Genomic DNA, 26,465 nt, shown 5'->3' on the forward strand with positions numbered 1-26,465 from the left:
TCAGGCACGGCCATCGAAAGCCGAACGGGCCAGGCACAAATCGGCCCACGCCCTGGCCTTGTCTTCCGGCTTGCGCAGCAAATCGGCCGGGTGGTACGTTGCCACTACAGGAATCTGTTCCAGCCGCACTACCTTGCCGCGCGCGGCGGCGCCCAGCAAGGCTTTACCGGCCGTGTGACCCAGGGTGACGATGGCGCGGCTGCCCGCCAGCGCCAGTTCGCGTTCCAGGTAAGGGCGGCACGCCGCCAGTTCGTCGGCGGTCGGCGCGCGGTCGCCTTGCGGGCGGCATTTCACCAGCGTGGCGACATAGGCATCCTTGTCCGGCACGACCTGGATGGCTTTCAGCATATTGTCCAGCAGCTGGCCCGGTGCGCCCGCCAGCGGACGGCCCTGCGCTTCGTCGTCGCCATTCGGCGCGGTGGCCAGCACCAGCCATGGCGCGCTGTCGCCGCCCCGTCCCGGCACGGCGGCGCTACGCTCCTGGCACAGCGTGCAGCGCGTGCACGATTGCACGGCCGCGCGCAATGCCGGCCAGTCCATGCGGGCGATGGCGGCGTCGGTTCCCGCCTCCTCATACAGGTCGTCAAAGGCGCCATCGAACGACGGGAGCGGCGCATCGTCGAACCACGGGATGCCGTCGTCGGACGCGGGTTGCGGCGCCGCCTGCTTCGGCTGGGCCGGACGGGCCACGGGCCGCGATTGGGCCTCGTCATCGTCGACGCGCTCGGGCGCCGGCGTGCGCACGGGCTTGGCGATCGGCGTGGCCGGCACGTCGTCGAACCACGCGTACGATTCATCGCTTGCCGCCGCCGGGCTGGCGGGCGCATTCGCTGCGGGCCGTGGCGGTGGCGGCGCCTTCGCGGGCGGCGACGATTTCAGCGCGGGACGCGTGGATGGCGCGGCCGGCGCGTCGTCGAACCACGACGTGTCTTCGTCGCCGGGTGGCAGAATACGGGGCACCGTCGGCGCGGGCGCCTGCTGGGGAGCGGCGCCGCTGCCGGATACAGCCTGTGGTGCGTGCGCCGGGCGCGCGGCCGCCGGCGCAGCGTCGGCATCAAACCAGGCCGTGTCTTCATCGCCGGGCGGTAAGACGCGGGACACCGCAGGCGCAGGCACCTGCTCCTGGGCGGAGCCGCCGCCGGATGCGGCTTGCGGCATCTGCGCAGCATGCGCGGCGTCAGCACTGGCGGCATCGGCATCCATATCGCCGCCTTCAACGGCAGGCGCATTGCGCAGCCGCCACTGTGGCCCCAGCCCCATCGCATCGAGGAAAACATCGTTACGGTTCATATGGCGATCCGCATCACGATGGCGTCTTCACGCTGGCCATTGTCCGCCGGGTAGTACCCCTTGCGGCGGCCGATCTGTTTGAAACCATAGCGCTGGTAAATGTCCAGCGCGCGCGTGTTCGACGGGCGCACTTCCAGCAGCATGGCTTCCATCCCCAGGCCGCGCGCGCGGGCCACCGACTGGTTCAGCAGGAAGCGGCCCAGGCCCTGGCCCTGCCACTCCGCCGCCACCGCCACGTTCAGCAAATGCGCCTCGTCGACCACCTGCATGATGAGGAAGTAGCCCATCAATACACCATTCTGGCCCCGCAGCACCCATGCGTCATAGCCGACCGACAGCGAATCGGCAAAGTTGGCGCGGGTCCACGGGTGCGGGTAGACGCTTTGTTCCAGCGCCACCACTTCATCGATGTCGGACGGCTGCATCGGCTCGTAATTGAGCCGGGCCAGGTCCCATACGGGTTTCACCCCGGACTGCGCGCCTTGCATCATGCCCCCGCCTTTGCGTTCATTTCCCGCCGCTCGGCGCTGGTGTAGGCGATCTTGTTGCGCAGGTATAGCGGCTGCGCGTCGGCCGCCGTCACGCCCTGTCCCGCGGCAAAGGCGATACGGCCCAACTGTGCGATCTGCACCGCGTGCGGCATCACGTCGCCATGGGAGCCATCGGCAAACGGCTTGCCGGCGAAGGCCTCGGCATATGCCGGCAAGCCATTGCCGCACGCCGTCACATCGCCTTGCGGCGCCACCGCTTCCGGCGCCGACAATTCGGGCGCCAGCACCACGTCCGGCACGCCAGCGTGATCGTCAGCAACTGCGCCGGCATAGCGGTACTGCGCCCAATACACTTCCCCCATGCGGGCGTCGAGCACCGCCAGGATATCCGTGCTGCCATATTGCTGGCGGCACGCCAGCGCCATCGCATCGAGCGTCACCACCGGCACCAGCGGCACTTCCGTGCCGAAGCCCAGGCCCTGGGCCACGCCGCACGCCGTGCGCACGCCGGTAAACGAACCGGGACCGGCGCCGTAGGCGATCGCATCGACGTCAGCCAGCGCGATGCCGGCTTCCTGCAGCAATTCCTGGATCATGGGCAGCACGGCGGCGGAATGGGTGCGCACGCCCGTCGACGAGCGGCTGATGACGGCATCGCCGCGCAACAGTGCGCACGACGCCATTTCGGAAGATGTTTCAATTGCGAGTATGGTAGACATGGCGCTATTTTAACCTGCCGCCCTTGCGTTGACCCAGCCTGCGCGGCGCATCCGGCGGGCTATTGGTACAATATTGTCTTATGCATAGTACGACTTTACAAACCGACAACCGCGCCGAAGTGGCCGCCGCGCTGGCGCAAGACCGCTGGATCGTTGCCTGCCTGTGCGCAGCCTGGTGCGGCACCTGCGCCAGCTACCGCGCCACCTTCGAGGAACTGGCCGCGCGCCATCCCGACAAATACTTCCTGTGGGTCGATATCGAAGACCATGCGGATGTGGTGGGCGACCTGGACGTAGAAAATTTCCCGACCTTGCTGATCCAGCGCCACGAAAAAGTGGCCTTCTTCGGCACCATGCTGCCCGACCCGAATGTCGCGCACCGGCTGGTGCTGGCGCAATCGGCCATGTCGGATGAAGAACTGGACGCGTACGTGAACAGCACCGAAGAACGCCGCGAATGGCAGGAAAATTGCAATTTGCGGACGTTGCTGAAGACTGCCTGATTACGCCAGCTTCAACGGCAAGCTGCGCAGCCGCTGCCCCGTCAATTTGAAGACCGCATTGGCCACCGCTGGCGCCACCGGCGGTACCGCCGGTTCGCCCATGCCCTGCGGGGGTTCCGCCGACAGCATGATGACAGTGTCGACTTTCGGCGCCTGGTTCATGCGCAGCACGGGATAGTCGCCAAAATTTCCCTGCGCCACCTGGCCGTTGGCGATCGTGATCTCGCCCATCAGCGCCGCCGACAGGCCAAACACCACGCCCGACTCCACCTGCTGCGCGATGATGCCCGGATTGACAGCAATGCCGCAATCGACCGCGCACACCACGCGGTGCACGACAATTTCCTTGTCCATCACCGACACTTCCGCCACCTGCGCCACAATGGCGCCAAACGCCTGGTGCAGCGCCACGCCATGCGCGCGCCCCGGTGGCGGCTGCCCCACCTTGTCGACGGCGGCATTCAGCACCGCCAGGTGGCGCGGATGCCGGTGCAGCAAGCCGCGCCGGAACACAACCGGATCCAGTCCCGCCGCGTGCGCCATTTCATCGACAAAGCTTTCCTTGAAAAACGCATTGTGCGAATGGCCGACCGAGCGCCAGTACCCCACCGGCATCACGCTTTCCACGTTGACGTGGCGGATACGCTGGTGGGGAATTTCGTACGGCATGTCGAATTCACCCTCGGCGGAATTCCTGTCCGGCCCAGCGCCCGGCACGCCCATGTTCCGCTTCAGGAACTGGTGGCCGATGGCCGCGCCGGCCGACTGGTTGTCCCACGCCAGCAAATTGCCCGCGCCATCGAGGCCCGCCGTGAAGCGCGCCAGCGCCACCGGGCGGTACACGTCGTGGCGCATGTCGTCTTCACGGGTCCAGATCACTTGCACCGGTGCGCCGCCGCATTCCTTTGCAATGGCCACCGCCTGGGCGATGAAATCGACTTCCAGGCGCCGTCCGAAACCGCCGCCCAGCAGCTTGATGTCGAGTTCCACGTCAGCCGGCTGCACGCCCGCCACCCTGGCCGCCACGCCGATGGCAAACGATGGCGATTGCGTCGACACCCACAGCCGCACCTTGCCGCCGGCCACCTGCGCCGTGCAATTCATGGGCTCCATCGTCGCGTGCGCCAGGTACGGCGCGCGGTATTCCGCCCGCACGGTTTTCGCCGCTTCATCGAGCTTGCCGATATCGCCCGCCGCGTGGAACGTGTGGCCGGCATCGCTGTCGAGCCGCTGCGCCAGTTCGCGCAGGATGGCGTCCGACGACAGTTTCGCGTGCGGCCCGTCATGCCACTTGATGCCCAGCGCATCGGCCGCCTGGCGCGCCTGCCAGTAATGCTGCGCCACCACCGCCAGGCCGGCGCGCGCGCCCGTTTGCCCTTCCAGCGCGGCCGAATAGTCGACCACGCGCTGAACGCCCGGCATCTTCAGCACAGCCTGCGGATCAAAGGAGCCAACCGTACCGCCTATCGTGGGCGCCATGCGCACGGCCGCATACAGCATGCCCTGTGGCCGCGCATCGATGCCGAAGACGGCGCTGCCATTGACCTTGCTTGCCGTATCGCGGCGCGGCGCGCTGGAACCGATCAGGCGGAATTGCCCCGGAGTTTTCAGGCGCACGGACGACGGCGGCGTCATGCCCGCGGCCGCCTGCGCCAGGTCGCCATAGGACGCCTTCTTGCCGCTCGCATGCAGCACGTGGCCGTCTTCCGTGCGGCATTCCGTGGCCGGTACTTTCCAGTTGCGGGCGGCGGCCTCGATCAGCAGGGCGCGCGCCGTGGCGCCCGCTTCCCGCATCGGCAACCACAAATCCTTGATGCTGGACGAACCGCCCGTGATATTGATGCCCAGTTCGCGCGCCACCTTGGAAATGATCCACTCGGCGCCACGGCGCGTGCGGCTGTCGTCTTCGGGATGGAAGGGCAAACCGTCCGTAATCAGCGCCACGTTGCCATAGATTTTGTCGGCCGGCGCCTGCGCCAGCGCCACTTGCGACAACGGCACGTCCAGTTCTTCGGCCACCAGCATTGGCAGCGCCGTCAGGACGCCCTGCCCCATTTCGCTGCGCGCCATCGCCACCGTGACGGTATTATCCGGCGCCACGGCCACCCAGCCATTGAGCGCCACCGCGCCCTGGCTGACGGGCAGCGCCGCCTTGCCCCGTATACGCTGGCGCGGCGGCATCACACCCCAACCCACCAGAACCGCGCCGGCGGTCGCCAGTCCGGACAACAGGAACGTGCGGCGCCTCATTCGTGCACGGCCTCCGCTTCGCGCCAGCGCGACAGCAATTCGTCGGCCAGCACCGGCTTGCTGTAGTAATAGCCCTGCGCCAGGTTACAGCCATGGCGCAGCAGGAACGCGGCCTGTTCGTCGGTTTCCACGCCCTCCGCGATGACGGACAAATTCATGCTCTTGCCCAGCTGGATAATGGCGATCGCGATGGCCTCGTCGTTGACGTCGGTGGAAATATCCTTGATGAACGAGCGGTCGATCTTCAGGGTCTGCACCGGCATCTGTTTCAGGTACGCCAGCGACGAATACCCGGTGCCGAAATCGTCGATGGCCAGGCCCACGCCGATGGCGTGCAAGTCATTGATGTAGGCCAGCGCATCACCCGTGTTCATGATGACCGATTCCGTGACTTCCAGCTGCAGGCGGTGCGGCTCCAGTCCCGTGTCGCGCAGGATGTCGCCGACCCAGTTGGCAATGCTGCCCCGGTCGAACTGCTTGGCCGACAGGTTCACGGCCATCTTCGGTACGTGCAGGCCAGCCTGGTCCCAGCGGATCATCTGGCGGCATGCCTGTTCCAGCACCCATAGTCCCAGCTGGTTGATGAAACCCGTGTCTTCGGCCAGCGGAATGAAACGGATCGGCGGCACCAGCCCCAGTTCCGGGTGATTCCACCGCACCAGCGCTTCCACGCCAGTCAGGCGTCCCGTGTCGATTTCCACCTGCGGCTGGAAGTTGAGGAACATCTCGTCTTTTTCCAGCGACCGGCGCAGGAATGTTTCCAGGCGCAGGCGCTCGACGCCTTCGCCGGACATCGACGGCGCGTACAGGCGGTAGCCGTTGCGTCCGCGCGCCTTGGCCTGGTACATGGCCACGTCGGCGTTACGGATCAGCATGTTCAAGTCGGTCGCATCTTCCGGGAACAGCGAGATACCGACCGAGCCGGTGACGAACAATTCGTGGCCCGCCACCATGAAGGGGCGCTCGAACATGGCCACCAGTTTTTCCGCCACGTGGGCCGCGCCAAACTGGCCGTCCACGTTTTCCAGCAAGACGATGAATTCATCGCCGCCCAGGCGCGCCAGCGTATCGCCTTCGCGCAGCTTGTCCTGCAAGGCGCGCGCCACCTGCTTCAGCAATTCGTCGCCGATATGGTGGCCCAGCGTGTCGTTGACGTTCTTGAAGCGGTCCAGGTCAATGAACAGCACGGCCAGTTGCTCATGCTCGCGCGTGGCGCGCTGCAATGCGTGGTGCAGCCGGTCGTGGAACAGCAGGCGGTTCGGCAGCGCCGTCAGCGGGTCGTGGTGCGCCAGATGGTCCAGTTTTTCCTGCGCTTCCTTGACCAGCGTGATGTCGCTGAACACGCCCACATAGTGGGTGGTGACGCCCTTGGTGTCGCGCACGGCGGACATGGTCAGCCATTCCAGGTACAGCTCGCCGTTCTTGCGCAAATTCCAGATCTCGCCGCGCCAGAAGCCCGTCGCCACCAGTTCCGTCCACAGCGCCTGGTAGAACGCGTCGTCATGGCGTGCGGAGCGGGTCAGCGTGCGGTCGCGGCCCAGTGCTTCCGTCTCCGTGTAGCCGGTGATTTGCGTGAAGGCGGGATTGACCGCCACGATGGTGCCCTGCGCATCGATCACCATCACGCCATCCGCGATGTGTTCCAGCACGGTGGCCGACAGGCGCAGTTTTTCTTCCGCTTCCTTGCGTGCCGTGATGTCGGCATACACCCAGATGCTGCCTTCGTTGGCGCGGGTGGAATCGATCGCGCAGCCGGACACCAGGCACCAGAACAAGGTGCCATCCTTGCGGCGGTACTGGCGCTCTTCGCTGAAGTCCTCGCCATCGCGCAGCGCCGGGTATTGGCGCTCGCCCGCTTCTTCGTATTCCTCTTCGTTGGGGAAGACCAGCGCCGTGGATTCCCCCACCATGACACCAGGGTCATAGCCGAACAATTCTTCGCAGCGGCGGTTGACGGACACGATACGGCGGTTCCGCACGAACATCACGCCGAACATCACGTTGTCGAGAATGGCGCTTTGCTCGGCCAGCAGCGCTTCGATCCGCATTTCATTGTGCTTGCGCTGGCTGATGTCGGAAATGATGCCGTCCACCCATGGCGCGTCGGCGCCCCGCTCGCCCGGCTGCGGCTGGCCGTTTTCCGCCACCCACCGTTCCGTGCCGGTGGCGTCGATAATGCGGTATTCGATTTCGTACGGCTTGCCGTCGCGGATGGCTTGCACCAGTGCGCGGCGGTGCACGCGGCGGTCTTCCTCGCAAATCAGGTTGGCCCACGAGTGCGTGGTGGAGCGCATGAATTGCGCGGCCGGATAGCCGGAAATATCCTCGATGGCGTCGGACACGAAGTCGATCGGGCCGTCCGGGCGGAAGCGGAACACGGCGCCCGGCACCTGCGTGACGATGGTGCGGAAGCGCTCTTCGCGCTGGCCGATGTCTTCGAACAGGTGCTTGATGGCGACCCGCATTTGTTCCAGCTGGCCGGACAGGCGTCCCAGTTCGTCGCGGCCCGTCAAATCCAGCCGGGTTTCAAAGTCGCCATGGGACAGCCGGTCGGAAAAGCGCATCAGCTTGCGCAGCGGCGTGATCAGGCGCTTGTTCAGGAACAGCACGATCAGCAGCAGCGATACCGTCAGCTGCGCCGCCAGCACGAACACGTAAGACAATTGTTTTTCCCGCAATTCCTGCTGGCTGCGGGCATCGTCCATTTCCACCATGATGCGGCCAATGCGTTCGCCCCGCACCAGGATTTCCCGTTCGGCGCGGAATACGTGGCCCACCACGCGGCGCGGCGACTTCACGTTCATGAACTGGGTGTCGGCCTGGCCCGTGACTTGCACTTGCAGCACGGAACGGTCGCGCATGACGGATTCGACCAGCGAATGGGCCGATTCGGCATTCATGTTCCACAGCGATTCCTGCATACCCAACGCCAGGATATCGGCATTGCGTTGCAGCGATTCGTTCAGCGCCGTGCGTGCCGACTGCTGCTCGTGCACGCCGATCAGCAGGTAGCTGCCGATCATCGCGGGAATCACGAGGCCGCCGAACACCACCAGCAACAATGCGCCGTAGATGGACAGGCCGTACAACGCGCTCAGCCGCGAGCGCAGTCTTCTATATAAATTGCTAATCATGCACGGGCTGGGGACACTGGCCGGACTTACGTAGGAAGGAATTTTTCAGTAGCAACAATTATGCACGCAAACAAGGACACAAGTCACGACTATAGCGTTGCCGTGCGAGCCACGCCGTCCAGCACAAACAGGGCAAGCTTGCTATCATCACCACTCCTAACCTGAAGGAACCTGTAATGACTTCTCCCATGTATACCGCGTCCGTACCCGTATTCCGCCAACTGCTGAACAGCCTGCTGGCTATCCTGGACAAGGCCGAGGCCCACGTCAGCGACAAGAAAATCGACGCCAACGCACTGTTGCAATTCCGTCTTTTCCCCGACATGTTGCCGTTCACGCGCCAGATCCAGATCGCCGCCGACTTCGCCAAGGGCGCCGGCGCACGCCTGGCGGGCCAGGAAGTGCCGGCCTATGAAGACACGGAAAAGACCTTTGCCGAACTGAAAGCCCGCATCAACAAGACGCTGGCCTTCCTCGATTCGCTGCCGGCAGCGTCCTTCGACGGCGCCGAAGCGCGCGAAATCACCACCGGCAGCGGTGAAAAAACCAAGCACTGGGTGGGCAAGAATTACCTGCACCACTATGCGCTGCCGCACTTCTTCTTCCACGTGACGACGGCCTACAACATCCTGCGTCACAACGGCATTGAAATCGGCAAGAAAGACTTCATCGGCACGTTCTGATACCTGAAGCACCCCGGAGGGATTTACGTATTACGGCGCGGATAACCCTGCGCCGTGATGCGCTGCCACACCACTTCCTTTTGCGCATCCGACATGGCGACCCAGTGCGCCACCTCTATATAAGTACGGCCGCAGCCACGGCAAATCTCGTCAAACGTGGTCGAGCATACGGCCACGCACGGCGTATCGGGCCGTTCCACCGGATTGGCGGGCGGCGTGGCGGCGTCGTGCACGGCGGAGGCCATGCGCTTCATTTCCATAGTGCATCCCAACCATCGTGACCCAGTTTTTCCATGGTCTCGATATTCTTGTCGAAAATCGCTTCCGCCTCTGGGAACGCCTCCACCGCGCGGTCGATGCTGTCTTCTCGCAGCAGGTGCAGCGTCGGGTATGGTGAACGGTTGGTGTAATTGCCGATATCGTTCTTGTCCGTATCGGCAAACTGGTAATCCGGGTGGAAACTCGCCACCTGCAGTTCACCGTCCAGCTGCATGTCTTCCAGCGCCGCATCGGCCACGTCGAGGAATTCGTTGTAATCCTCGAAATCCTGCAGCACGTTCGGGTGCACGATCAGGGTCGTATCGACCTTGGCCGGGTCCGTGTCCGACAGCAATTGCAGTTCGTCCATCAATACTTCCAGCAGCGCTTCCGGCGTCGTCGCATCGCACACCACGTAACGAATCTGGTTCTTGATGTGCACGGCCTTGGCGAACGGACACAGATTCAGGCCAATGACGGCCTTTTCCAGCCATTTCTGGGTGGCAGCAATAATCGCGTCGTGGTCGGGGGCCTGGTTCGTCATGGTGGTGGTCCTAAAGTTACTTCAAAGAGGCGCCATTGTACGCATTCTGATGGCGTTCGCCTATTTGCTGCCAACCTGCCTTCTACTGCTGACAACTCACATGCAATAAGCAACATAGTTTCCAAAAGACAACTGTCATCGGGACGACATATTTCTTGACCCAGCCGTATAAACGCCCGTACACTGCCCCCTTGATCATGGTCAGTCCGATGTTTTCTAATCGACAACGCGACAAAGAATACTATGCAACGATTTAAATACATGCTGACGGGAAGCGCGATGGCGCTGCTAAGCTTGGCGCCGGGCATTTCCCGAGCGTTGGATAGCGCCCCCGCCGCCGCTACCGCCTCCTCCACGCTGATCTCGCAGTCCGCTTCGCAGTCCGCCCTTCTTGCAGCAAAACCCGCCTCAGTCAGCCTCATCAAGCCAGCCATCAATGAAGACGCGTTCCGCGAAACGGACGTCTGGGGCCGCATTCGCACTGGCTACGCGATTCCCGACCTGAATAATTCGCTGGTCAGCAAGCACGTTACTTACTATAGCGCCCATCCGGAACACATGGCCCGCACGGGTGAGCGCGCAGCGCGCTATCTGTTCCACGTGGTAACGGAACTGGAAAAGCGCGGCATGCCGACCGAACTGGCGCTGCTGCCGTTTATCGAGTCCGCCTTTAATCCGCAAGCGCTGTCGAGCGCCAACGCGGCCGGCCTGTGGCAATTCGTACCGGGCACGGGGCGCGACTACAACCTGAAACAAACCGCGTTCAAGGATGACCGCCGCAGCGTGCTGTCGTCGACCGACGCCGCCCTGTCTTACCTGCAGCGCCTGTACGACATGTTTGGCGACTGGCAACTGGCGCTGGCCGCCTATAACTGGGGCGAAGGCAACGTACAAAAAGCCATCAAGCGCAACCAGGCCGCCGGCAAAGCCATCGACTTCGAAAGCCTGGCCGAACAGATGCCTGCGGAAACCCGCAACTATGTCCCGCGCCTGCAAGCCGTGAAAAACATCGTGGCCAATCCGGCCCAGTACAGCCTGCACCTGCCGCATATCGATAACCAGCCGTATTTCACGGCCATTGAAAAAACCAGCGACATCGACCTGAAAGTCGCGGCCGAGCTGGCTGAACTGCCGATCGAAGAATTCAAGGCGCTCAATCCGCAATTCAACAAGCCTGTCATCACGGGCGAGGAAACGCAGATTCTGTTGCCGAAGGCTAATGCTGAAAAGTTCACCGCGAACCTGGCGCAATGGGGCCGCGCCCTGTCCAGCTGGACCACGCACAAGATCACCAGCGCCCGCGAGCGCATCGAAACCCTGGCATCGAAGTTCCACACCACGCCAGACGTGATCCGCCAGGCTAACAACATCCCGCAAAAAACCGTGCTGAAGGCCGGCTCCACGATCCTGGTGCCGAAAACTTCCGCGTCACTGGATGTCGATATCGCCCCGGAAATTGCCGACAGCGCCATCGTGGCGCTCGAAGCCGACCGTGGCCAGGGCAAGGCTGCCACCAGCCGCTACAAGCAAGCCACCGGCGAGACCAACAGCAAGAATGCACCGGTTTCACTGGTCAAGGCCCGCGTCTCGCGCGACGCCGTCGGCAAGAAGAAGTCCCGTAACAATTAATCTGCATTAGTCTGTTACCAACGCCTGCTGAATAGCACGGACGTGCTGCCGCTTCGCAACTGAAAAGTTGCAGATGCGGCAGCCAGCCCCTACAATCTCGCACTTGCGAACCAATCAACCATACTGTCGTTGACGCCGCCTCGGTGTGCGTGCCATCGCAGCAGTAGTAATCGGAGTCACTATGGCATTCCTGCAAGGTAAGAAAATCCTCATCACGGGCCTCCTGTCCAACCGTTCCATCGCTTACGGTATCGCCAAGGCGTGCCATCGCGAAGGCGCCGAACTGGCCTTCACCTATGTGGGCGAGCGCTTCAAGGACCGCATCACGGAATTCGCCGCCGAATTCGGCAGCAACCTGGTGTTCGATTGCGACGTCTCCAGCGATGAGCAGATCGACGCCCTGTTCACCGACCTGAACAAGAGCTGGGAATTCCTGGATGGCTTCGTGCACGCGATCGGCTTTGCGCCGCGCGAAGCGATTGCCGGCGAATTCCTGGACGGCCTGACCCGCGAAAACTACCGCATCGCGCACGACATTTCCGCATACTCGTTCCCGGCCATGGCCAAGGCCGCGCTGCCGATGCTGCGCGAAGGTTCGTCGCTGCTGACCCTGTCGTACCTGGGCGCCGTGCGCGCGATCCCTTACTACAACACCATGGGTCTGGCGAAAGCATCGCTGGAAGCTTCGGTGCGCTACCTGGCTGAAAACCTGGGCCAGAAAGGCATCCGCGCCAACGGCATTTCCGCCGGCCCGATCAAGACCTTGGCCGCTTCCGGCATCAAGGACTTCGGCAAGCTGCTGGGCTTCGCCTCGTCGCACGCGCCGCTGCGCCGCAACGTGACCATCGAGGAAGTGGGCAACACGGCCGCCTTCCTGCTGTCGGACCTGTCGTCCGGCATGACCGGCGACATCCTGTACGTCGACGGCGGCTTCTCGCACGTGATGGGCTTGAACGCGTCCGATTACCAGTAATTCCCCGGCAATCTTGCCATGATGGGGCCGGCCTTCATGCATCGTGAAGCCGGCCCCATTTTCATTTGCGCCCCATGCTGAACGCACTGTCCGACGAGGCGCTGATGCTGCGCTACCGGGATGGCGACTTGCCCGCTTTCCAGGAACTGTACCGCCGCCACAGCCGCGGCTTGTACCGTTTCCTGTCGTGGCATGCGCCGCGGCGCGAATGGGCCGATGAAGTCGCCCAGGACAGCTGGATCAACCTGCACCAGGCGCGCCAGCACTACCAGCCGCTGTCGAGCTTCCGCACTTACCTGTACCAGATCGCCCGCAACCGCTTGCTGGACTTGCTGCGCCAGCCGCAGGCGCAACTGACGGGCGACGACGCGCTGCTCGACCATTTGTTGGACACCGCCGATACCGGCGCCGCATTGAGCGCCGACCTGGCGCTGGAAGCGCGGCAGCGCACGCGCGCATTGCATACGGCCATTCATGCGCTGCCCGGCGAACAAAAGGAAGCGCTTATACTGCAACAATTCAGCGGCATGAGCCTGGAAGAAATCGCGGAACTGGTGGCGGTTCCGGTGGAAACCGTGAAAAGCCGGTTGCGCTATGCGATGAAGAAATTGCGCCAGCATTATGCCGCCGATGCGGACAAGGAATCGGCATGACAGGCCAGCCATACGACGAGGACGATGCGGAATTCGAAGCCTTCCTGCAAGGCAAGGGCCCGCTCGCGCAGGGACTGGCGGAACTGAAGCAGCCGGAACCCTCCGCTGCACTCGATGCGGCGATTCTCGCGCAGGTGGCGGCGGACCTGGAACGCGATGCCGCCGCCGCTCAGCCGGCGCCAGGCGTGGCGGCGGGCGCCTCGGCGGCCAATGACGACACCGGCCCGGCGGATTTCCGCCCCTACCGCTGGCGCGAGCGGTGGCGCATGCCACTGGCGCTGGCCGCCGGCATCACGGCAATCGCGATTGCGCTGCCGCTGTGGCAGGACGAAGCCGCGTACCAGCAGCAAGCGGTGAACGCGCAAATGCAGGAGATTCAGATTCCCGCCATGCCGGCTGCGGAACCCGCCGCCGCTCCGGAGACGCCGGCGCCGGCCAAGGATGCCGCCGCGCCCGCAGCGGCACAGCAACCGGCGCCCGTGGCCGGGCAAGCCCAGGCAGAGGCTGCCCGCCGCGGCGCGGCAGCTGAAAAACGCAAGGCGGACAGCGACGACATGGTGCGCAAGGCAATGGAGCGCACACAGCAAGCCACGCCTCAGCTGGATGCGGCGCCGTTACGCGAACACGCGTCCGGCATGGCGGCAGCGCCTGCCGCATCGCCAGCCCCGCCACCGCCGCCACAGGCGCCGGCGCCATCGGTACGTCTCAGTGTGCCTGCAGCGGCTGCACCAGGCGTACCGTCATCCGAAGCACCGGCGCCCGTCGTTGCCAAACCCGTGCCGACGCACCGCCTCGCTGACGAAGCGGAAGGCCAACCACTCTACCCGCCTGCCATGCTGGCCCGCATCGAGCAATTGCTAAAGGAAGGCAGGCGCGACGAGGCGCTGGCCGAATTGGACCGACTGCGCACCGCCTATCCGGATTATCCGGTGCCGGAGAAGTTGCGCGAGGCGCTAAGGCGCTGACAACGGCGTGACAATCCGTGCATTTTCTTCATTTGCAAAATGACATAATTGTGCAAATACACAATTCACGGAATCTCATGAAAACCCCACTCCTGCTGTTGGCATGCTTCGTCGCAGCGATGAACGTTCATGCCGCCAACCCGGCCCGGCCCGAAATACAAGCCGCCGTGCAGGCGCACCGAGATGGCCGCCACGATGAAGCACTACGCCTGATCCAGCAGCAGTTCAAGCGGATCGCCACCAGCGCCAACGATTCGCATGTGGACTTTTTCATCACCATGTTCGAATGGAAGCAATTGGTGGGTGACTTCGCCGCGGCACGCACGGCAATGATCAGCGAACGCGACGAGCAAGTACGCCGCATATTCGATGGCGACACGATTTTCTGCGCGGACGGATTCATGCCGATTTCCCGACTGCGCGTCATCGTGGAAATGAATGAAACGCTGCAGGACAGCCGTTCCACCTACCGCGTCATCACGCAACTGTTGACCGACCATTCCGAGCTGGTGCGCAATGACATGCACAGGGCTTTGCCCGCCATCGTGGAAGCCGGCGATTATGCGCTTGCTATCCAGCACATCAAGAATCCACTCAGCCGCCTGGATGAATTGAACCGCATGGCCCTTGAGCTACCGCTCTATCCGCCGGCAGGGAAAGGGCCACGACTGGCGGCGGAGCTGTCGGGCTTGATCAGGAATGTGGCACTGCTGGACAAAGCGTTAAAGGGACAAGGAAAGGATGCGGAGGCGGAGGCATTGCGCCATGCCGCGCTGACTGGTATCCAGTCCGACCAGTTGCGCGCACTGGCCACCCGCGAACTTGCCGAACCGGGCGCCATCACCAAAGCAGTCGTTGAACATCAAATGGCGCAAGCTGCGGAATCGCCAGCAGCAGCCGGACCGTAAGTCACTGGTGGATGTTATATTCTTGCCGCAACGCCATCAGGCAGTTAAACCACTCACTCAAAGGAAACTCAGAATGTTCAGTCATGTCATGCTTGGCTCGAAGGATATCGAACGGTCGAAACGCTTTTACGATGCGCTGCTGGGCGTGCTCGGCGCAGGCGAACCGTTCCGCAGCCAGGCGCCTTCCGGCCATACCCGCCTCTTCTACCGCCACGACGGATGCAGCTTCGGCGTCACCGAACCGATCAACGGTGAAGAAGCGACGTATGCCAATGGCGGCACCATCGGGTTCAAATGCAATTCGCCCGAACAAGTGCAACAGTTCCATGACGTCGCTGTCGCCAATGGCGGCACCACGTGCGAAGACCCTCCAGGCCTGCGCGAGGGTAATCTGGGGGCGATGTACCTGGCGTATGTGCGGGATCCAGATGGCAATAAACTGTGCGCGGTGTATCGCCCCAAGTAAAGCGAGGGCTGGCATAGCCACCCAACGCGCATGACCGCAAAGTCCACACCGGGGCGGAAACGCTCCGGAAGATGGCACGACCTCCCTCCTAGTATCGATCCGCCAATGTCTGCGGCGTCTCCGGCAGCACTTGCCAAATCATCCCGTTGTCTAACACAGTTAGACTGACTGCAAAAAATGGGACACCCCTGCTGTATGAAAGATGACTTTACTCTATCTACCCTGTTATTGAACGTACATCAAATGACTGCCTCCGCCCTGATATATTGAGGTAGAGCTCCCCTGCGGCGGGCCTATCACAGCCCGCCCCTCCTTACCTGACCTCGAACTCCCCCACCAGCACCGTACTCCCCCCATCCTTCAACCGCAACGTCACCATCTCGTCCTTCGCGCGCGCAGTGCCGAACCCCGTCGTCAATCGCAACTGCAAGGTGGTGGCGCCCGTCACCAGTTGCTGGCGGTCGCCAAAGTAATTGGCATACACGCGGTACTTGCCCGGCCTGGCGCGACGCAGCGAGAATTCTTCCGGACCGTAGCCGCCCGTGAAGTCGCGCGACAGGCGCCCGCCCAGTTGCGTGTTCTGGTTGCCGTAGTAGCACTTCTCCCCGTCCGGATCGACCACCCACAAATCCATGTCGCTGTTATCCGCATCCCACGTCAGCACGGCGCGCATGTCCAGCGGCAGGTTGCGCAGCAGGCGGCTGTCGATCTGGCGTGTATCGGGCTTCGCGCCCGGCGGCGCGGTGGCGATGATCGCATTCATTTCCGCCAGCGCGATCAATTCCACTTCCGCAAAACGGCCATCCCACGGGCGCAGCACCACTTCATACAAATGCTCGATGGCTTCCTGCCGCTTGCCCGCCGCCGCATACGCCAGTCCCAGGTCGCGGAACGATTGCGGTTCTTCTTCCGCCAGTTGTTTTACTTGCTCAAACACGGGCACCGCCAGTTGCGGCGCGCCAGCCTGCAGCAAGCGATAGCCCAGCACCCGCAGCACGTGGCGGTTTTCCAGGTCCATTTCCGCCAGGTTCGACAGCACGCGCAGCGCCAGGTCACGCTTGCCCTTTTGCAGCAGCATGTCCGCCACGTCGACATAAAACGCGCTGCTGTTTTCCCACGACGGTTTTTCATCGAGGTAAATCGCATACAGCGCATCGGGCGCCGCCGCTTTCATACGGGCGATATACGGTGCGCTGGCGTTCCAGCGTTTCAGTGCAATGCCGATCGATTGCCCGGGCGCGGCGTCCTTGTCCCCGATGCCTGCTTTCGGTTCGGCCATCGGCGGGCGGGCATCGGCGCGCATGCCCGACGCAACAGGGGCGGCGGCCGGTGCGGGCGGGGGCGGAGACGGCGCGAAATTCAGCGCCGGGGCGCGCGCATCTTCCATCATGCGCGCCTCCACCGGCTGCGCTTTTTGCGCCCCCATCTCCTGGGTGCGCTCCCGGCGCATCCGTTGCGATTCCTGCCGCGCGGCCTCGTCTTCCTTGTACAGCCAGCGTTTTTTCTGCGGCGGGTTTTCCCACCATGCGATCTTTTGTTCGAACTGGCGCACCACGGAATCGAGCTGCTTGTCGCGGCGCTGCGCCGTGCTGCGGGCCTGCTGCGCGCGCAGTTTGTCAAAGGCCGCCAGCATCGACGCCGGCGGCGTCACGTCATGGCGCACGTAATCCTCCATCCGCTCCAGTACCAGCAGCGACGTCTCGCGCGTCGGCATGCCGAACTGGCTGCCCAGGCGGCGGATGGCGCCGCGGTTCGCTTCATGGTCGATTTCCAGCGCGCGCAATTGATAGCTGGCCCACAGCCAGGCGGCCAGCGGATGCGTGGCGGCGCCGCCATCGACCTGCACCGTGACCGGCACGGCTTTGCCCTGCCGCGCCAGCGACAGGTTCACTTGCGCCGTGGCGCGCGTGAGTTTGCCCGCGATGCGCAGCAAGCCTTGCTGCATGGCGCCCGCATCAGCCAGCAATTCGGCGGCACCTTCGGCGCGCAATTGCTCGATGCGGGGACCGTCCGTCAGCAACACGGCGGCCGCTGCATCGATACCCTGCCCCGGCGTGACGCTGACCAGCGCGCCGCCATTGCGTTCGGCCAGCGCCGCCAGCCGCACCGTGTCCGCGCCCGCCGTGGAGTTGACCGCGTACAGGCGCTGCCCGGATGCCAATACCGGGAAACGGCGCGCGCCATAGTTCAACAAACCATCGGACACCAGCACATATTCCTGCACGCCCGATTCCGGCAGCCAATCCGCCAGCGCGCTGGCGCCGTCGTATTTCACGGACCGCAAGACCTTGCGCAGCGCATCCCAGTCGCCATCGCGGATGCGGAAGGTTTGCGCCGCTTCCGGGCGGTCGCGCAACAGCACCAGCCTGACTTCGCCATTGCCCAGCGCGCGGAAATAGCGATCCAGCAGCGCCAGTTCGTCATCGATGGCGCGGCGCGCGCCGGAACCGGAAGCGTCCCACAACAGGCCCACCGTGCGCGGCAACGGGCGCGCCGTGCGCTGCGCATTGACAGACACTTCCGCCACAAAATACGTGTCATTGCCAAAGCGTTCGACATAGGCTTGCACGCGCTGCGCGGCGGGAATGTGCACCGTCACCTGCTGCACCACGGGACGGTCGAGGCGTGCCTGCCAACTGCTGATTGCATTGCCAGCTTTAGCACCAAACGCGGGCGCCTCCGCGATCCCGCTAAAACGGGGCGCGCCCGCGGCGCCCTGCACGTCGACATTCCAGACGAAATCCTTGACGCCGTTCGCGTAGGCCAGCGGCAGCCGGTAAGCCCAGCCATCGCTGTCGCGCGCCAGCGGCTCCGCATACGTCAGCTCCACCGTGCGCGTACCCTGCGCAGGAATCGGATATACGCGCAGACGGAACTGGTTGCCCTGCGTGTGCTCCAGCAGCGCCGGATCGACGCCGCGCCGCTCTTCCATTTCAATGATTTGCCGCCCCCGGCTCTTTTCCACCGGCACGGCGGGGCGCATGGCGCCATCGATATCCAGCGCGAACCCCGTCACGTGCTGGCCATCGGCCAGCGGGAATTGCAAGTTTCCCTCCAGCATGCGGCTGTTCGGGTTGAAAAACACCATACGCACCCGCGTCTCGGCCATGCCGCCACTGACGGCGCTCTGGATGTCGAGGCTTTGCAGCCGCACGGGCCGCTCGCCGCGCAGGGTTTCCATCAATGGCTGCGCGGCCAGCCACGGTGTGGCGCACAGCAGTAAAAACAACGAAATCAGGCGCAATCCAGTCATCAACATCGCATCCTCCTTGAATCCGGACCAGCCGGCACTACCATGTAACGGTGCGGTTTCGACGACGGGGTTAAATCGTTGCAAATTTAATTCAGCAAAGGCTGGCGTTTGTAACAAGTTTGTTGCCCGTAAGCTTGGTGTAAGAATTTATCTGTGCACTGCGGGGCAAAATGATGTATTATGCTCGCTTGTGCATTGCAACACCGCGTGCACCTGAATAATAACGAGCAGCTACGCAGCCTGGGTGCATCAACCGGATGTCGCCCGATATAAAGCCCCCCGCCCTAAGTGCCGCATATGGCACTGTCCCGGCGCAAAGCTTTTGTGCCGAAATTTCTAATACACCCGTTTAGAGTCATTTCGCTTTGGTTCGCGTTGCTATTTTGCGTATTGCTTTTGGCAAGACGCTGATTTTTACGAAAGATACTGAATGACTTTTGAAGCACTTGGCCTCCACACGTCCATCCTCAAAGCGCTGACCGATTCCGGCTACACCAAGCCGACCCCGGTGCAGGAGCAGGCTGTGCCTGCCGCAATCGCAGGCAAGGACTTGCTGGTGTCCTCCCAGACCGGTTCCGGCAAGACCGCGGCATTCATGCTGCCGTCGCTGCACCGTCTGGCGCAAGACGAATCGGCCCCAACCGGCCGCACCCCGGCGCAAGAAGCCCAATCGGCCAAAGCCCGTGGCGAACGCCCACGTTTCAAGCCAGCGCAGCCAAAAATGCTGGTGCTGACGCCGACCCGCGAACTGGCCCTGCAAGTCACCACCAACACCGACAAATACTGCGCCAACCTGCGCCGTATTAAAGCCGTCGCCATCCTGGGCGGCATGCCGTACCCGAAACAGATGCAACTGCTGTCGCGCAATCCGGAAATCCTGGTCGCCACCCCTGGCCGTCTGATCGACCACATGGAGTCGGGCAAGATCGACTTCTCGCAACTGCAAATCCTGGTGCTGGACGAAGCAGACCGCATGCTGGACATGGGCTTTATCGACGACATCGAAAAAATCGTCGAAGCCACCCCGGCCACCCGCCAGACCATGCTGTTCTCCGCCACGCTGGACGGCGTGGTCGGCAACATGGCGCGCCGCATCACCAAGGATCCGATGGTGATCCAGATCGTCAGCGCCGCCAACAAGCATGAAAACATTACGCAGCGCGTGCACTTTGTCGACGACCTGTCGCACAAGAACCGCCTGCTGGACCACCTGCTGCGCGACGAAACGCTGGACCAGGCCGTGGTCTTCACCGCCACCAAGCGCGACGCCGACACCATCGCCGACCGCCTGAACATCGCCGGTTTCTCGGCCGCCGCACTGCATGGCGACATGCACCAGGGCGCCCGTAACCGCACGCTGGACAGCATGCGCCGCGGTCAGGTGAAAGTCCTGGTGGCAACCGACGTGGCCGCACGCGGCATCGACGTGCCGACCATCACGCACGTGTTCAACTATGACTTGCCGAAGTTCGCCGAAGACTACGTGCACCGTATTGGCCGCACCGGCCGCGCCGGCCGCAACGGCCTGGCCGTGTCGCTGGTGAACCACTCGGAAAACATGAACGTGCGCCGCATCGAGCGCCTGACCAAGCAAACCATTCCGGTGACCGTGGTGGAAGGTTACGAGCCGAAGCGCTCCGCCGCACCACGTTCGGCAGCGCGTCCGGGCTGGAAACCAGGCGAAGGCCGCAAACCGGGCCAGCGCAGCTTCAGCAAGCCGGGCGCACCGCGCGAAGGCGGCTACAACCGCGAAGGCGGCAGCCACTACCGCGACGGTTCCAACTTCAGCCGCGAAGGCTCGTCCTTCAACCGCGAAGGCGGCGCGTACAACCGCGACGCGGCTGCGCCGGTCCGTGAAGGCGGCTACAACCGCGAAAGCCGTTTCAGCCGTGAAGGCGCCCAGCCTCCGCGCGAAGGCGGCTACAACCGCGATAACCGCGGCAGCCGCGAAGGCCGTGAAAACTTCAGCACCCGCCGCTACGGCGACCGTTAATCGGTCAACTGGCTAAGCGCATCGAAAACCACCGGCAAGCCCGGTGGTTTTTTTATTTGAGCTTTCTCTTTTTTGTGCATATACTTGCTTACTCAAGTATATTTCAAGGATTAATCATGGAAGAGTTAAGTAACACACCTGAACCGGCGGACGATAGCGCGCTGGACTTTTGCCTGCGGCTGGCCCGCGCGCAAGCCGCCGTCGTGCGCCGCCTGGATGCCGCGCTGGGCGGCCACTTCGGCATCAGCTTTGGCGACTTCCAACTGTTGCACCACCTGGCCCGCGCCCCCGGCGGACGGTTGCGCCGCGTCGACCTGGCCGAACGCCAGGGACTGACGGCTTCCGGCGTCACCCGCAGCCTGCTGCCGTTGGAAAAAACCGGCCTGGTGGGACGCCAGCCCGACCCGCGCGATGCCCGCGTCGGCTTCGCCGTGATCACGCCCGCCGGCCATACCACGCTCGATAACGCCATGGTCACGGCGCGCGAAGTGTCGGCCGACTTGCTGCGCCACGCGCCGCCGGACCAGTTGCAAGCGGTATCGGCCGTGCTGGGCCTGGTGGCGGGCGCCACGTTTATTTGAGGCGGCGATGAACAAGACGTTGTGGCAAGACTTGAATTTCCGCTGGCTGATGGGCGGCGCCGTGCTGTCCGGCCTGGGCGACCAGTTCACCATGATCGCCCTGCCCTGGCTGGTCTTGAAAATGACCGGCGATCCGCTGGCGCTGGGCCTGGTGATCGCCATCATGAGTGTGCCGCGCGCCGTGTTCATGCTGATCGGCGGCGCGCTGGTGGACCGCTACTCGCCCAAGTCCGTGCTGATGGTAACCAAGTTCGCCAATGCGCTGGTGATCGGCGCGCTGGCCGCACTGGTGCTGGCCGCCCCCGCGCTGCTGACATTGCCGCTGCTGTATGCGCTGGCGCTGGCGCTCGGACTGGCCCAAGCCTTCGCCGTCCCGGCCGGCACGTCGATCCTGCCCACCATGGTGGCGCGCGAACATTTACAGGCCGCCAACGGCACCATGATGGGGTTGCGCCAGTTGCTGATGCTGGCCGGCCCGCTGCTGGGCGCCTTGCTGCTGGTGCTGGGCGGCGACGATATCCATGCCGCCGCGCGCGGTAACGGTAACGGCAACGCCGACGGCATCGGCTATGCATTCGCCTACGATTGCGCGAGCTTCCTGATTTCCGCGTGGACGCTGGCCAAGGTGTGCCCGCTGACTGCCGCTGTCCCACCGCACGCACAGGGCCAGGGCGTACTGCACGCCGTGGCGGAAGGCATGCGCACCCTGTGGCAAAACGTGTCCGTGCGCACCTGCTTTATCTACTGGTCGCTGGTGGCGGTCGTCGTGGGCGGCACCATGCAGGTGGCGCTGCCGCTGCTCGCTTCGCGCAATCTCGATGGCGCCGCATCGCTGGGCATATTGATGGGTGCGCACGGCGTCGGCACCTTGATCGGCATGGCGCTGTCACGCGCAAAACTGCGCGCCATCCCGTTTGGCGCCGCCATCCTTACCATCGATGCGCTGGAGGGTCTGTTGATGGCGCCGCTGGGCGCCATCTCGGCCGCATGGCAGGGCATGGCGCTGCTGGCGGCGATCGGCGTGCTGGGCGGCTATATGCAGATTGCCGTCTTCACGTGGATCCAGCAAAGCGTGCCGCCGCACATGCTGGGCCGCGCCATGAGTATTTTCATGTGCATCTTCATGGGTGTGGCGCCGTTGTCGGCCACGTTGATCGGCGCGCTGCTGCAATGGATCACGCTGGCGCAATTGTTTGCGGGTGGCGGCGTACTGCTGCTGTCGCTGGCCGCCTTTGCGTGGGTGGCGACGCCGATGCGGCATATTCAAGCCGCACCGGCGCGGACCGGCGACGTCAATCAGCCTTGAAGTTCTGCCCCAGCGACATCGGCTTGTTCAGCAGGATGGTCTTCGGATCGCGGCAGATGTACACCAGCACGACGATGGTGGCGAGGTAAGGCAGCATGGACAGGAATTCGGACGGAATGTCCAGGCCGAAGCCCTGTCCGTGGAATTGCAGCACCGTCACGCCGCCGAACAGGTAAGCGCCCAGCACCACGCCGCGCGGCTTCCACGTGGCGAACACCACCAGCGCCAGCGCGATCCAGCCCCGGCCCGCCGTCATGCCTTCGACCCACATCGGCGTCAGCGCCATCGACATGTATGCGCCGGCCAGCCCCGCCATCGCCCCGCCGAACAGCACGGCCGCATAACGCAGCAGGATCACGTGAAAGCCGATCGCGTGCGCGCTGTGCGGCGACTCGCCCACCGCGCGGATCAGCAAGCCAAGGCGAGTGCGCGCCAGCATCCAGCCGGTCGCCACCGCCAGCGCGATCGACGCATAGACCATGATGTCGAAGCGGAACAGCAGCGGCCCCACGAAGGGAATGTCGGACAGGACGGGGAACGACAATTTGGCCAGCGGCGCCACGGTCTGCCCCGCCAGGCTGCGTCCCAGGAATGCGGACAGGCCGACGCCGAACAACGTCAGCGCCAGCCCCGTCGCCACCTGGTTGGTTTGCAGCGTCAAGACCAGGAAGGCAAACAGCAGCGCCAGCGCCATGCCGGCCAGCGCGGCGGCGCCCAGGCCCAATCCCGCGCTACCGGTCGACAGCGTGACGGCAAAGCCCATCACCGCGCCCGTCAGCATCATCCCTTCCAGCCCCAGGTTCAATACACCGGCCCGTTCCGCCACCAGTTCGCCCATCGATGCAAAGATCACGGGCGTGGCGGCGCCCGCCGTGCTGGCGAGGAATGCAATCAGGTAATCGGCGTTCATGCTGCACCTCCTTGTGCCGCCGCCACAGGCGCGGGACGCAGGCGCGGCTTGAAGCGGTAGTGAATGAACAGGTCGGCCGCCAGCAGGTAAAACAGCAGCAGGCCCTGGAACAAGCCGGTAATCGCATTCGGCAAGCCCAACTCGATCTGCGCGGATTCGCCGCCGATGTACAGCAGCGACATCAGCAGCGACGCCAGCAATACGCCCAGCGGATGCAGGCGCCCCACGTAAGCCACGATGATGGCGGCGAAGCCGTAGCCGGGCGACACCGATGGCTGCAACTGCCCCACCGGGCCGCACACTTCACCGACGCCGGCAATCCCGGCCAGCGCGCCGCTGATCAGGAACGCGGCCCACACGTTGCGGCGCTCGGAGAACCCGGCATAGGCGGCGGCCATCGGCGCCATGCCGGACACCTGCATGCGGTAGCCGGCAAACGTGCGCGCGCAAAAGAACCACGCGCCGCCGGCGACCGCCAGCGACAGCAGGAATGCCGCGTTGGTGCGCAAGCCTTCCACCAGCAGCGGCAGCATGGCCGCGTCATGGAACATCTTCGATTGCGGGAAGTTGAAACCGGCGGGATCGCGCAGCGGTCCGTGCACCAGGTAGCTGAGCAACAGGTAGGCGACATACACCAGCATCAGGCTGGTCAGGATTTCACTGGTGTTGAAGCGCGTGCGCAGCAGCGCGGGAATCGCCGCCCACAGCATGCCGCCCAAGGCGCCCGCCAGGATCACGACCGGCAACAGCCAGCCCGACTCCACGTCATCGAAATACAGCGCCACGGCGCCCGCCGTGACGGCGCCAATCGTCAGCTGGCCGTCGGCGCCAATGTTGGCAACGTTGGCGCGGAAACCCAGCGCCAGGCCGATGCCGCACAGGATCAGCGGTGTGGCTTTCAACAGCAATTCGCCAATGCCATAAGCCGTGGTGGCGGGTTTGATGAAGTACACGTAAAACGCGTGCATCGGGTCCTGTCCGAGGCCATAGAACAGGATGGAACCGGTCACCAGCATGGCCAGCGCCGCGATCAGCGGCGACGCCAGCATCATGGCGCGAGACGGTTCAGGGCGGGCTTCAAGCCTGGACATAGGGTTCTCCTTGCTGCTGTTCCGCATGGGCAGCGGTTTCCACGTGATCGAAATCGCCGCTCATCCACACGCCCACCTGGTTGATCGACGTTTCCGACGTTTTCACGGCGCGCGACAGCCGGCCTTTCGCGATCACGGCGATGCGGTCGCTCATCATGAACAACTCCTCGATTTCCTCCGACAGCACCAGCACCGCCACGCCCTGGTCGCGCATGTCGATGATGGCCTGGCGGATCAGCATGGCCGCGCCGATATCGACGCCCCATGTGGGCTGCGCCAGCACCAGCACTTTCGGCGCCAACGTGATTTCGCGCCCGACGATGAACTTTTGCAGGTTGCCGCCGGACAGGCTCGAAGCGGCGGATTTCTCGCCACCGCATTTCACGTTGAAGCGGGCAATCACGTCGCGGGCGAAGGCGGCAATGGTCTTGTGCTGCACCAGGCCGTTTTTCACCATGCCGGTCTTGCCCTCGGGGACATAGCCCGTCAGCAGCGCATTATCGGCCAGCGACAATTCCGGCACGGCGCCCCGCCCCAGCCGCTCTTCCGGCACGAAACACAAACCGCGTTCGCGGCGCTGGGCCGGATTCAGATTGCCCGCCGGCTGTCCCAGCAGGGCCAGCGCCGATGCATCGGCCAGCAGGCATTCGCCGGAAATCGCTTTCAGCAACTCTTGCTGGCCATTGCCGGACACGCCCGCGATGCCGACGATTTCTCCGCTGCGCAATTGCAGCGTGACGTCCTTCAGCGACGTGCCGAACGGATCGAGCGGCGTGAAGTTCAACTTGTCGAGCGCCAGCCGCACCTCGCCGGCGTCACGCGGCGTGATGTGGCAGCTGGGCAGTTCGCGCCCGATCATCAGTTCCGCCAGCGAACGTGCCGTCTCGTTGCGCGGGATGGCGGTGCCGGACACGCGGCCGCTGCGCAGCACCGTGGCCTTGTCGCACAGGGCCTGGATTTCATCGAGCTTGTGGCTGATATACAGGATGGAACAGCCTTCGCTGGCCAGGCGCCGCAGCGACTCGAACAATTTCAGCACGGCTTCCGGCGTCAGCACGGACGTCGGTTCATCCATGATCAGCAGCTTGGGGTTTTGCAGCAGGCAGCGCACGATTTCCACGCGCTGCCGTTCGCCCACCGACATGCTGTGCACCAGGCGGTGCGGATCGAGCGGCAAGCCGTAATCCTCGGACACTTGCCGGATACGGGGCGCCAGCTTGTCCGGCGAGATCTTGTCATCGAGCGCCAGCGCGATGTTTTCAGCCACCGTCAGCGTCTCGAACAGCGCGAAGTGCTGGAACACCATGCCGATGCCCAGCTTGCGCGCGGCCGATGGCGACGGGATGCGGACTGGATCGCCTTCCCAAAAGATGTCGCCCGCATCGGGGTGCGTGACACCGTAAATCATTTTCATCAGCGTGCTTTTGCCCGCGCCGTTCTCACCGAGCACGGCATGGATTTCGCCGGGCATGACGGTCAGGTCGACTGAATCATTGGCGACAACGGAAGGATAGATCTTGGAAATTCCACGCAGCTTCAGCCTCGGTTCAACCAGGGGCGGCGGCGCGGAAGGATCTGCGGCTAGATTCATTTGTCGAAACTCCTTGCGGCGGTTGTATACAACTGGACTACAACTGAACATCTCGCAACTTGTATGCCAGCCTGCTTGGCATGGCAGTGCCGGTTGATGCGCCAGGACGGTGCGCCCTGCCCCGCGATGGCGCGGTCACGCACCGATTGTATACAGTGCTGCGAACCGCCGGCGCGTGGCGCTTTCGCCACGCTTGACTATTACTGTATACAAATTTTCGTTGAATTGCGCACTATTTCGTACACAATGAACCCATCGGCTGAGCGAGTGTCTT

At 63.7% G+C, this 26,465-nt stretch carries 22 protein-coding genes; 11 read left to right on the forward strand and 11 right to left on the reverse strand.

What is annotated here, in order from left to right; translation table 11 throughout:
- From GJ700_RS35585 to tsaB, 3 genes are read right to left on the reverse strand one after another with little or no spacing between them, the layout of a single operon-like run.
- The gene (locus tag GJ700_RS35585; protein ID WP_229507124.1) at nt 1-1,290 is read right to left on the reverse strand and encodes a uracil-DNA glycosylase; all 1,290 of its coding nucleotides are present in this window, start codon (nt 1,288-1,290) and stop codon (nt 1-3) included.
- Nucleotides 1,287-1,778 (reverse strand): ribosomal protein S18-alanine N-acetyltransferase, encoded by a 492-nt coding sequence (gene rimI / locus GJ700_RS19745; RefSeq protein ID WP_154377211.1) that lies wholly within the window; start codon nt 1,776-1,778, stop codon nt 1,287-1,289. Before rimI ends, GJ700_RS35585 begins: the two co-directional genes overlap by 4 nt.
- Nucleotides 1,778-2,500 (reverse strand): tRNA (adenosine(37)-N6)-threonylcarbamoyltransferase complex dimerization subunit type 1 TsaB, encoded by a 723-nt coding sequence (tsaB, locus tag GJ700_RS19750; RefSeq protein WP_154377027.1) that lies wholly within the window; start codon nt 2,498-2,500, stop codon nt 1,778-1,780. The genes rimI and tsaB overlap by 1 nt, the downstream gene beginning before the upstream one ends.
- Nucleotides 2,501-2,580: 80 nt before the next feature.
- On the opposite strand from tsaB, the gene GJ700_RS19755 reads away from it, so the two are divergent.
- Nucleotides 2,581-3,003, forward strand: a complete 423-nt coding sequence (locus GJ700_RS19755; protein WP_154377029.1) for a thioredoxin family protein — start codon at nt 2,581-2,583, stop codon at nt 3,001-3,003.
- Here the strand turns inward: GJ700_RS19755 and GJ700_RS19760 are convergent, their stop codons facing one another.
- The gene (locus GJ700_RS19760) at nt 3,004-5,253 is read right to left on the reverse strand and encodes a xanthine dehydrogenase family protein molybdopterin-binding subunit (protein ID WP_154377031.1); all 2,250 of its coding nucleotides are present in this window, start codon (nt 5,251-5,253) and stop codon (nt 3,004-3,006) included. It abuts the gene before it with no gap.
- A complete protein-coding gene (locus GJ700_RS19765) occupies nt 5,250-8,387 on the reverse strand; it encodes an EAL domain-containing protein (protein WP_154377033.1) in 3,138 nt (1,045 codons plus the stop codon). Before GJ700_RS19765 ends, GJ700_RS19760 begins: the two co-directional genes overlap by 4 nt.
- A 176-nt stretch (nt 8,388-8,563) precedes the next feature.
- Here GJ700_RS19765 and GJ700_RS19770 point away from each other — a divergent pair, with 176 nt between their 5' ends.
- Nucleotides 8,564-9,070 (forward strand): DUF1993 domain-containing protein, encoded by a 507-nt coding sequence (locus GJ700_RS19770; protein ID WP_154377035.1) that lies wholly within the window; start codon nt 8,564-8,566, stop codon nt 9,068-9,070.
- 23 nt (nt 9,071-9,093) lie between these two features.
- On the opposite strand, the gene GJ700_RS19775 is transcribed toward GJ700_RS19770, so the two are convergent.
- Together GJ700_RS19775 and GJ700_RS19780 are read right to left on the reverse strand one after the other, a co-directional pair.
- Nucleotides 9,094-9,315, reverse strand: a complete 222-nt coding sequence (locus tag GJ700_RS19775; protein ID WP_154377213.1) for a DUF1289 domain-containing protein — start codon at nt 9,313-9,315, stop codon at nt 9,094-9,096.
- A gap of 5 nt (nt 9,316-9,320) precedes the next feature.
- Nucleotides 9,321-9,872: a DUF1415 domain-containing protein gene (locus GJ700_RS19780; RefSeq protein ID WP_154377037.1), complete on the reverse strand. Its 552-nt coding sequence runs from the start codon at nt 9,870-9,872 to the stop codon at nt 9,321-9,323.
- A 243-nt stretch (nt 9,873-10,115) separates the two neighbouring features.
- Here GJ700_RS19780 and GJ700_RS19785 point away from each other — a divergent pair, with 243 nt between their 5' ends.
- From GJ700_RS19785 to GJ700_RS19810, 6 genes are all read left to right on the forward strand, one after another.
- Entirely contained in the window at nt 10,116-11,501 is a 1,386-nt protein-coding gene (locus GJ700_RS19785; RefSeq protein WP_154377039.1) for a transglycosylase SLT domain-containing protein, read from the forward strand.
- A 181-nt stretch (nt 11,502-11,682) separates the two neighbouring features.
- Nucleotides 11,683-12,474: an enoyl-ACP reductase FabI gene (gene fabI / locus GJ700_RS19790; RefSeq protein ID WP_154377041.1), complete on the forward strand. Its 792-nt coding sequence runs from the start codon at nt 11,683-11,685 to the stop codon at nt 12,472-12,474.
- A 74-nt stretch (nt 12,475-12,548) separates the two neighbouring features.
- Entirely contained in the window at nt 12,549-13,127 is a 579-nt protein-coding gene (locus GJ700_RS19795; protein ID WP_229507126.1) for a sigma-70 family RNA polymerase sigma factor, read from the forward strand.
- Nucleotides 13,124-14,092 carry a hypothetical protein gene (locus GJ700_RS19800; RefSeq protein ID WP_154377043.1) on the forward strand — a complete coding sequence of 323 codons (969 nt, stop codon included), beginning with the start codon at nt 13,124-13,126 and terminating at the stop codon, nt 14,090-14,092. The genes GJ700_RS19795 and GJ700_RS19800 overlap by 4 nt, the downstream gene beginning before the upstream one ends.
- A 50-nt stretch (nt 14,093-14,142) precedes the next feature.
- Nucleotides 14,143-15,000: a hypothetical protein gene (locus tag GJ700_RS19805; protein ID WP_195763955.1), complete on the forward strand. Its 858-nt coding sequence runs from the start codon at nt 14,143-14,145 to the stop codon at nt 14,998-15,000.
- 73 nt (nt 15,001-15,073) lie between these two features.
- Nucleotides 15,074-15,466 (forward strand): VOC family protein, encoded by a 393-nt coding sequence (locus GJ700_RS19810; RefSeq protein ID WP_154377047.1) that lies wholly within the window; start codon nt 15,074-15,076, stop codon nt 15,464-15,466.
- Between the two features lie 313 nt (nt 15,467-15,779).
- On the opposite strand, the gene GJ700_RS19815 is transcribed toward GJ700_RS19810, so the two are convergent.
- The gene (locus GJ700_RS19815) at nt 15,780-18,725 is read right to left on the reverse strand and encodes a DUF2135 domain-containing protein (RefSeq protein WP_229507127.1); all 2,946 of its coding nucleotides are present in this window, start codon (nt 18,723-18,725) and stop codon (nt 15,780-15,782) included.
- Between the two features lie 424 nt (nt 18,726-19,149).
- Here GJ700_RS19815 and GJ700_RS19820 point away from each other — a divergent pair, with 424 nt between their 5' ends.
- The 3 genes from GJ700_RS19820 (at nt 19,150) to GJ700_RS19830 (ending at nt 22,599) form a co-directional block, all read left to right on the forward strand.
- On the forward strand, nt 19,150-20,712 hold the full coding sequence (locus GJ700_RS19820; protein ID WP_154377049.1) for a DEAD/DEAH box helicase: 1,563 nt from the start codon (nt 19,150-19,152) through the stop codon (nt 20,710-20,712).
- A gap of 116 nt (nt 20,713-20,828) precedes the next feature.
- A complete protein-coding gene (locus tag GJ700_RS19825; protein ID WP_154377050.1) occupies nt 20,829-21,293 on the forward strand; it encodes a MarR family winged helix-turn-helix transcriptional regulator in 465 nt (154 codons plus the stop codon).
- Between the two features lie 7 nt (nt 21,294-21,300).
- Nucleotides 21,301-22,599, forward strand: coding sequence for an MFS transporter (locus tag GJ700_RS19830; protein WP_154377052.1), 1,299 nt, complete (start codon nt 21,301-21,303; stop codon nt 22,597-22,599).
- Here GJ700_RS19830 and GJ700_RS19835 read toward each other — a convergent pair.
- The 3 genes from GJ700_RS19835 to GJ700_RS19845 are packed head-to-tail and all read right to left on the reverse strand — an operon-like array spanning nt 22,586 to nt 26,191.
- Nucleotides 22,586-23,509, reverse strand: coding sequence for an ABC transporter permease (locus GJ700_RS19835; protein WP_154377054.1), 924 nt, complete (start codon nt 23,507-23,509; stop codon nt 22,586-22,588). The two genes, GJ700_RS19830 and GJ700_RS19835, sit on opposite strands and share 14 nt — an antisense overlap.
- A complete protein-coding gene (locus GJ700_RS19840) occupies nt 23,506-24,600 on the reverse strand; it encodes an ABC transporter permease (protein WP_154377056.1) in 1,095 nt (364 codons plus the stop codon). The genes GJ700_RS19835 and GJ700_RS19840 overlap by 4 nt, the downstream gene beginning before the upstream one ends.
- Nucleotides 24,587-26,191 carry an ABC transporter ATP-binding protein gene (locus GJ700_RS19845; protein ID WP_154377058.1) on the reverse strand — a complete coding sequence of 535 codons (1,605 nt, stop codon included), beginning with the start codon at nt 26,189-26,191 and terminating at the stop codon, nt 24,587-24,589. Before GJ700_RS19845 ends, GJ700_RS19840 begins: the two co-directional genes overlap by 14 nt.
- Between the last annotated feature and the right edge of the window lie 274 nt (nt 26,192-26,465).

It is taken from the genome of Pseudoduganella rivuli (assembly GCF_009674485.1).
In the GTDB taxonomy this organism is placed as follows: Bacteria; Pseudomonadota; Gammaproteobacteria; order Burkholderiales; family Burkholderiaceae_D; genus Rugamonas; species Rugamonas rivuli_B.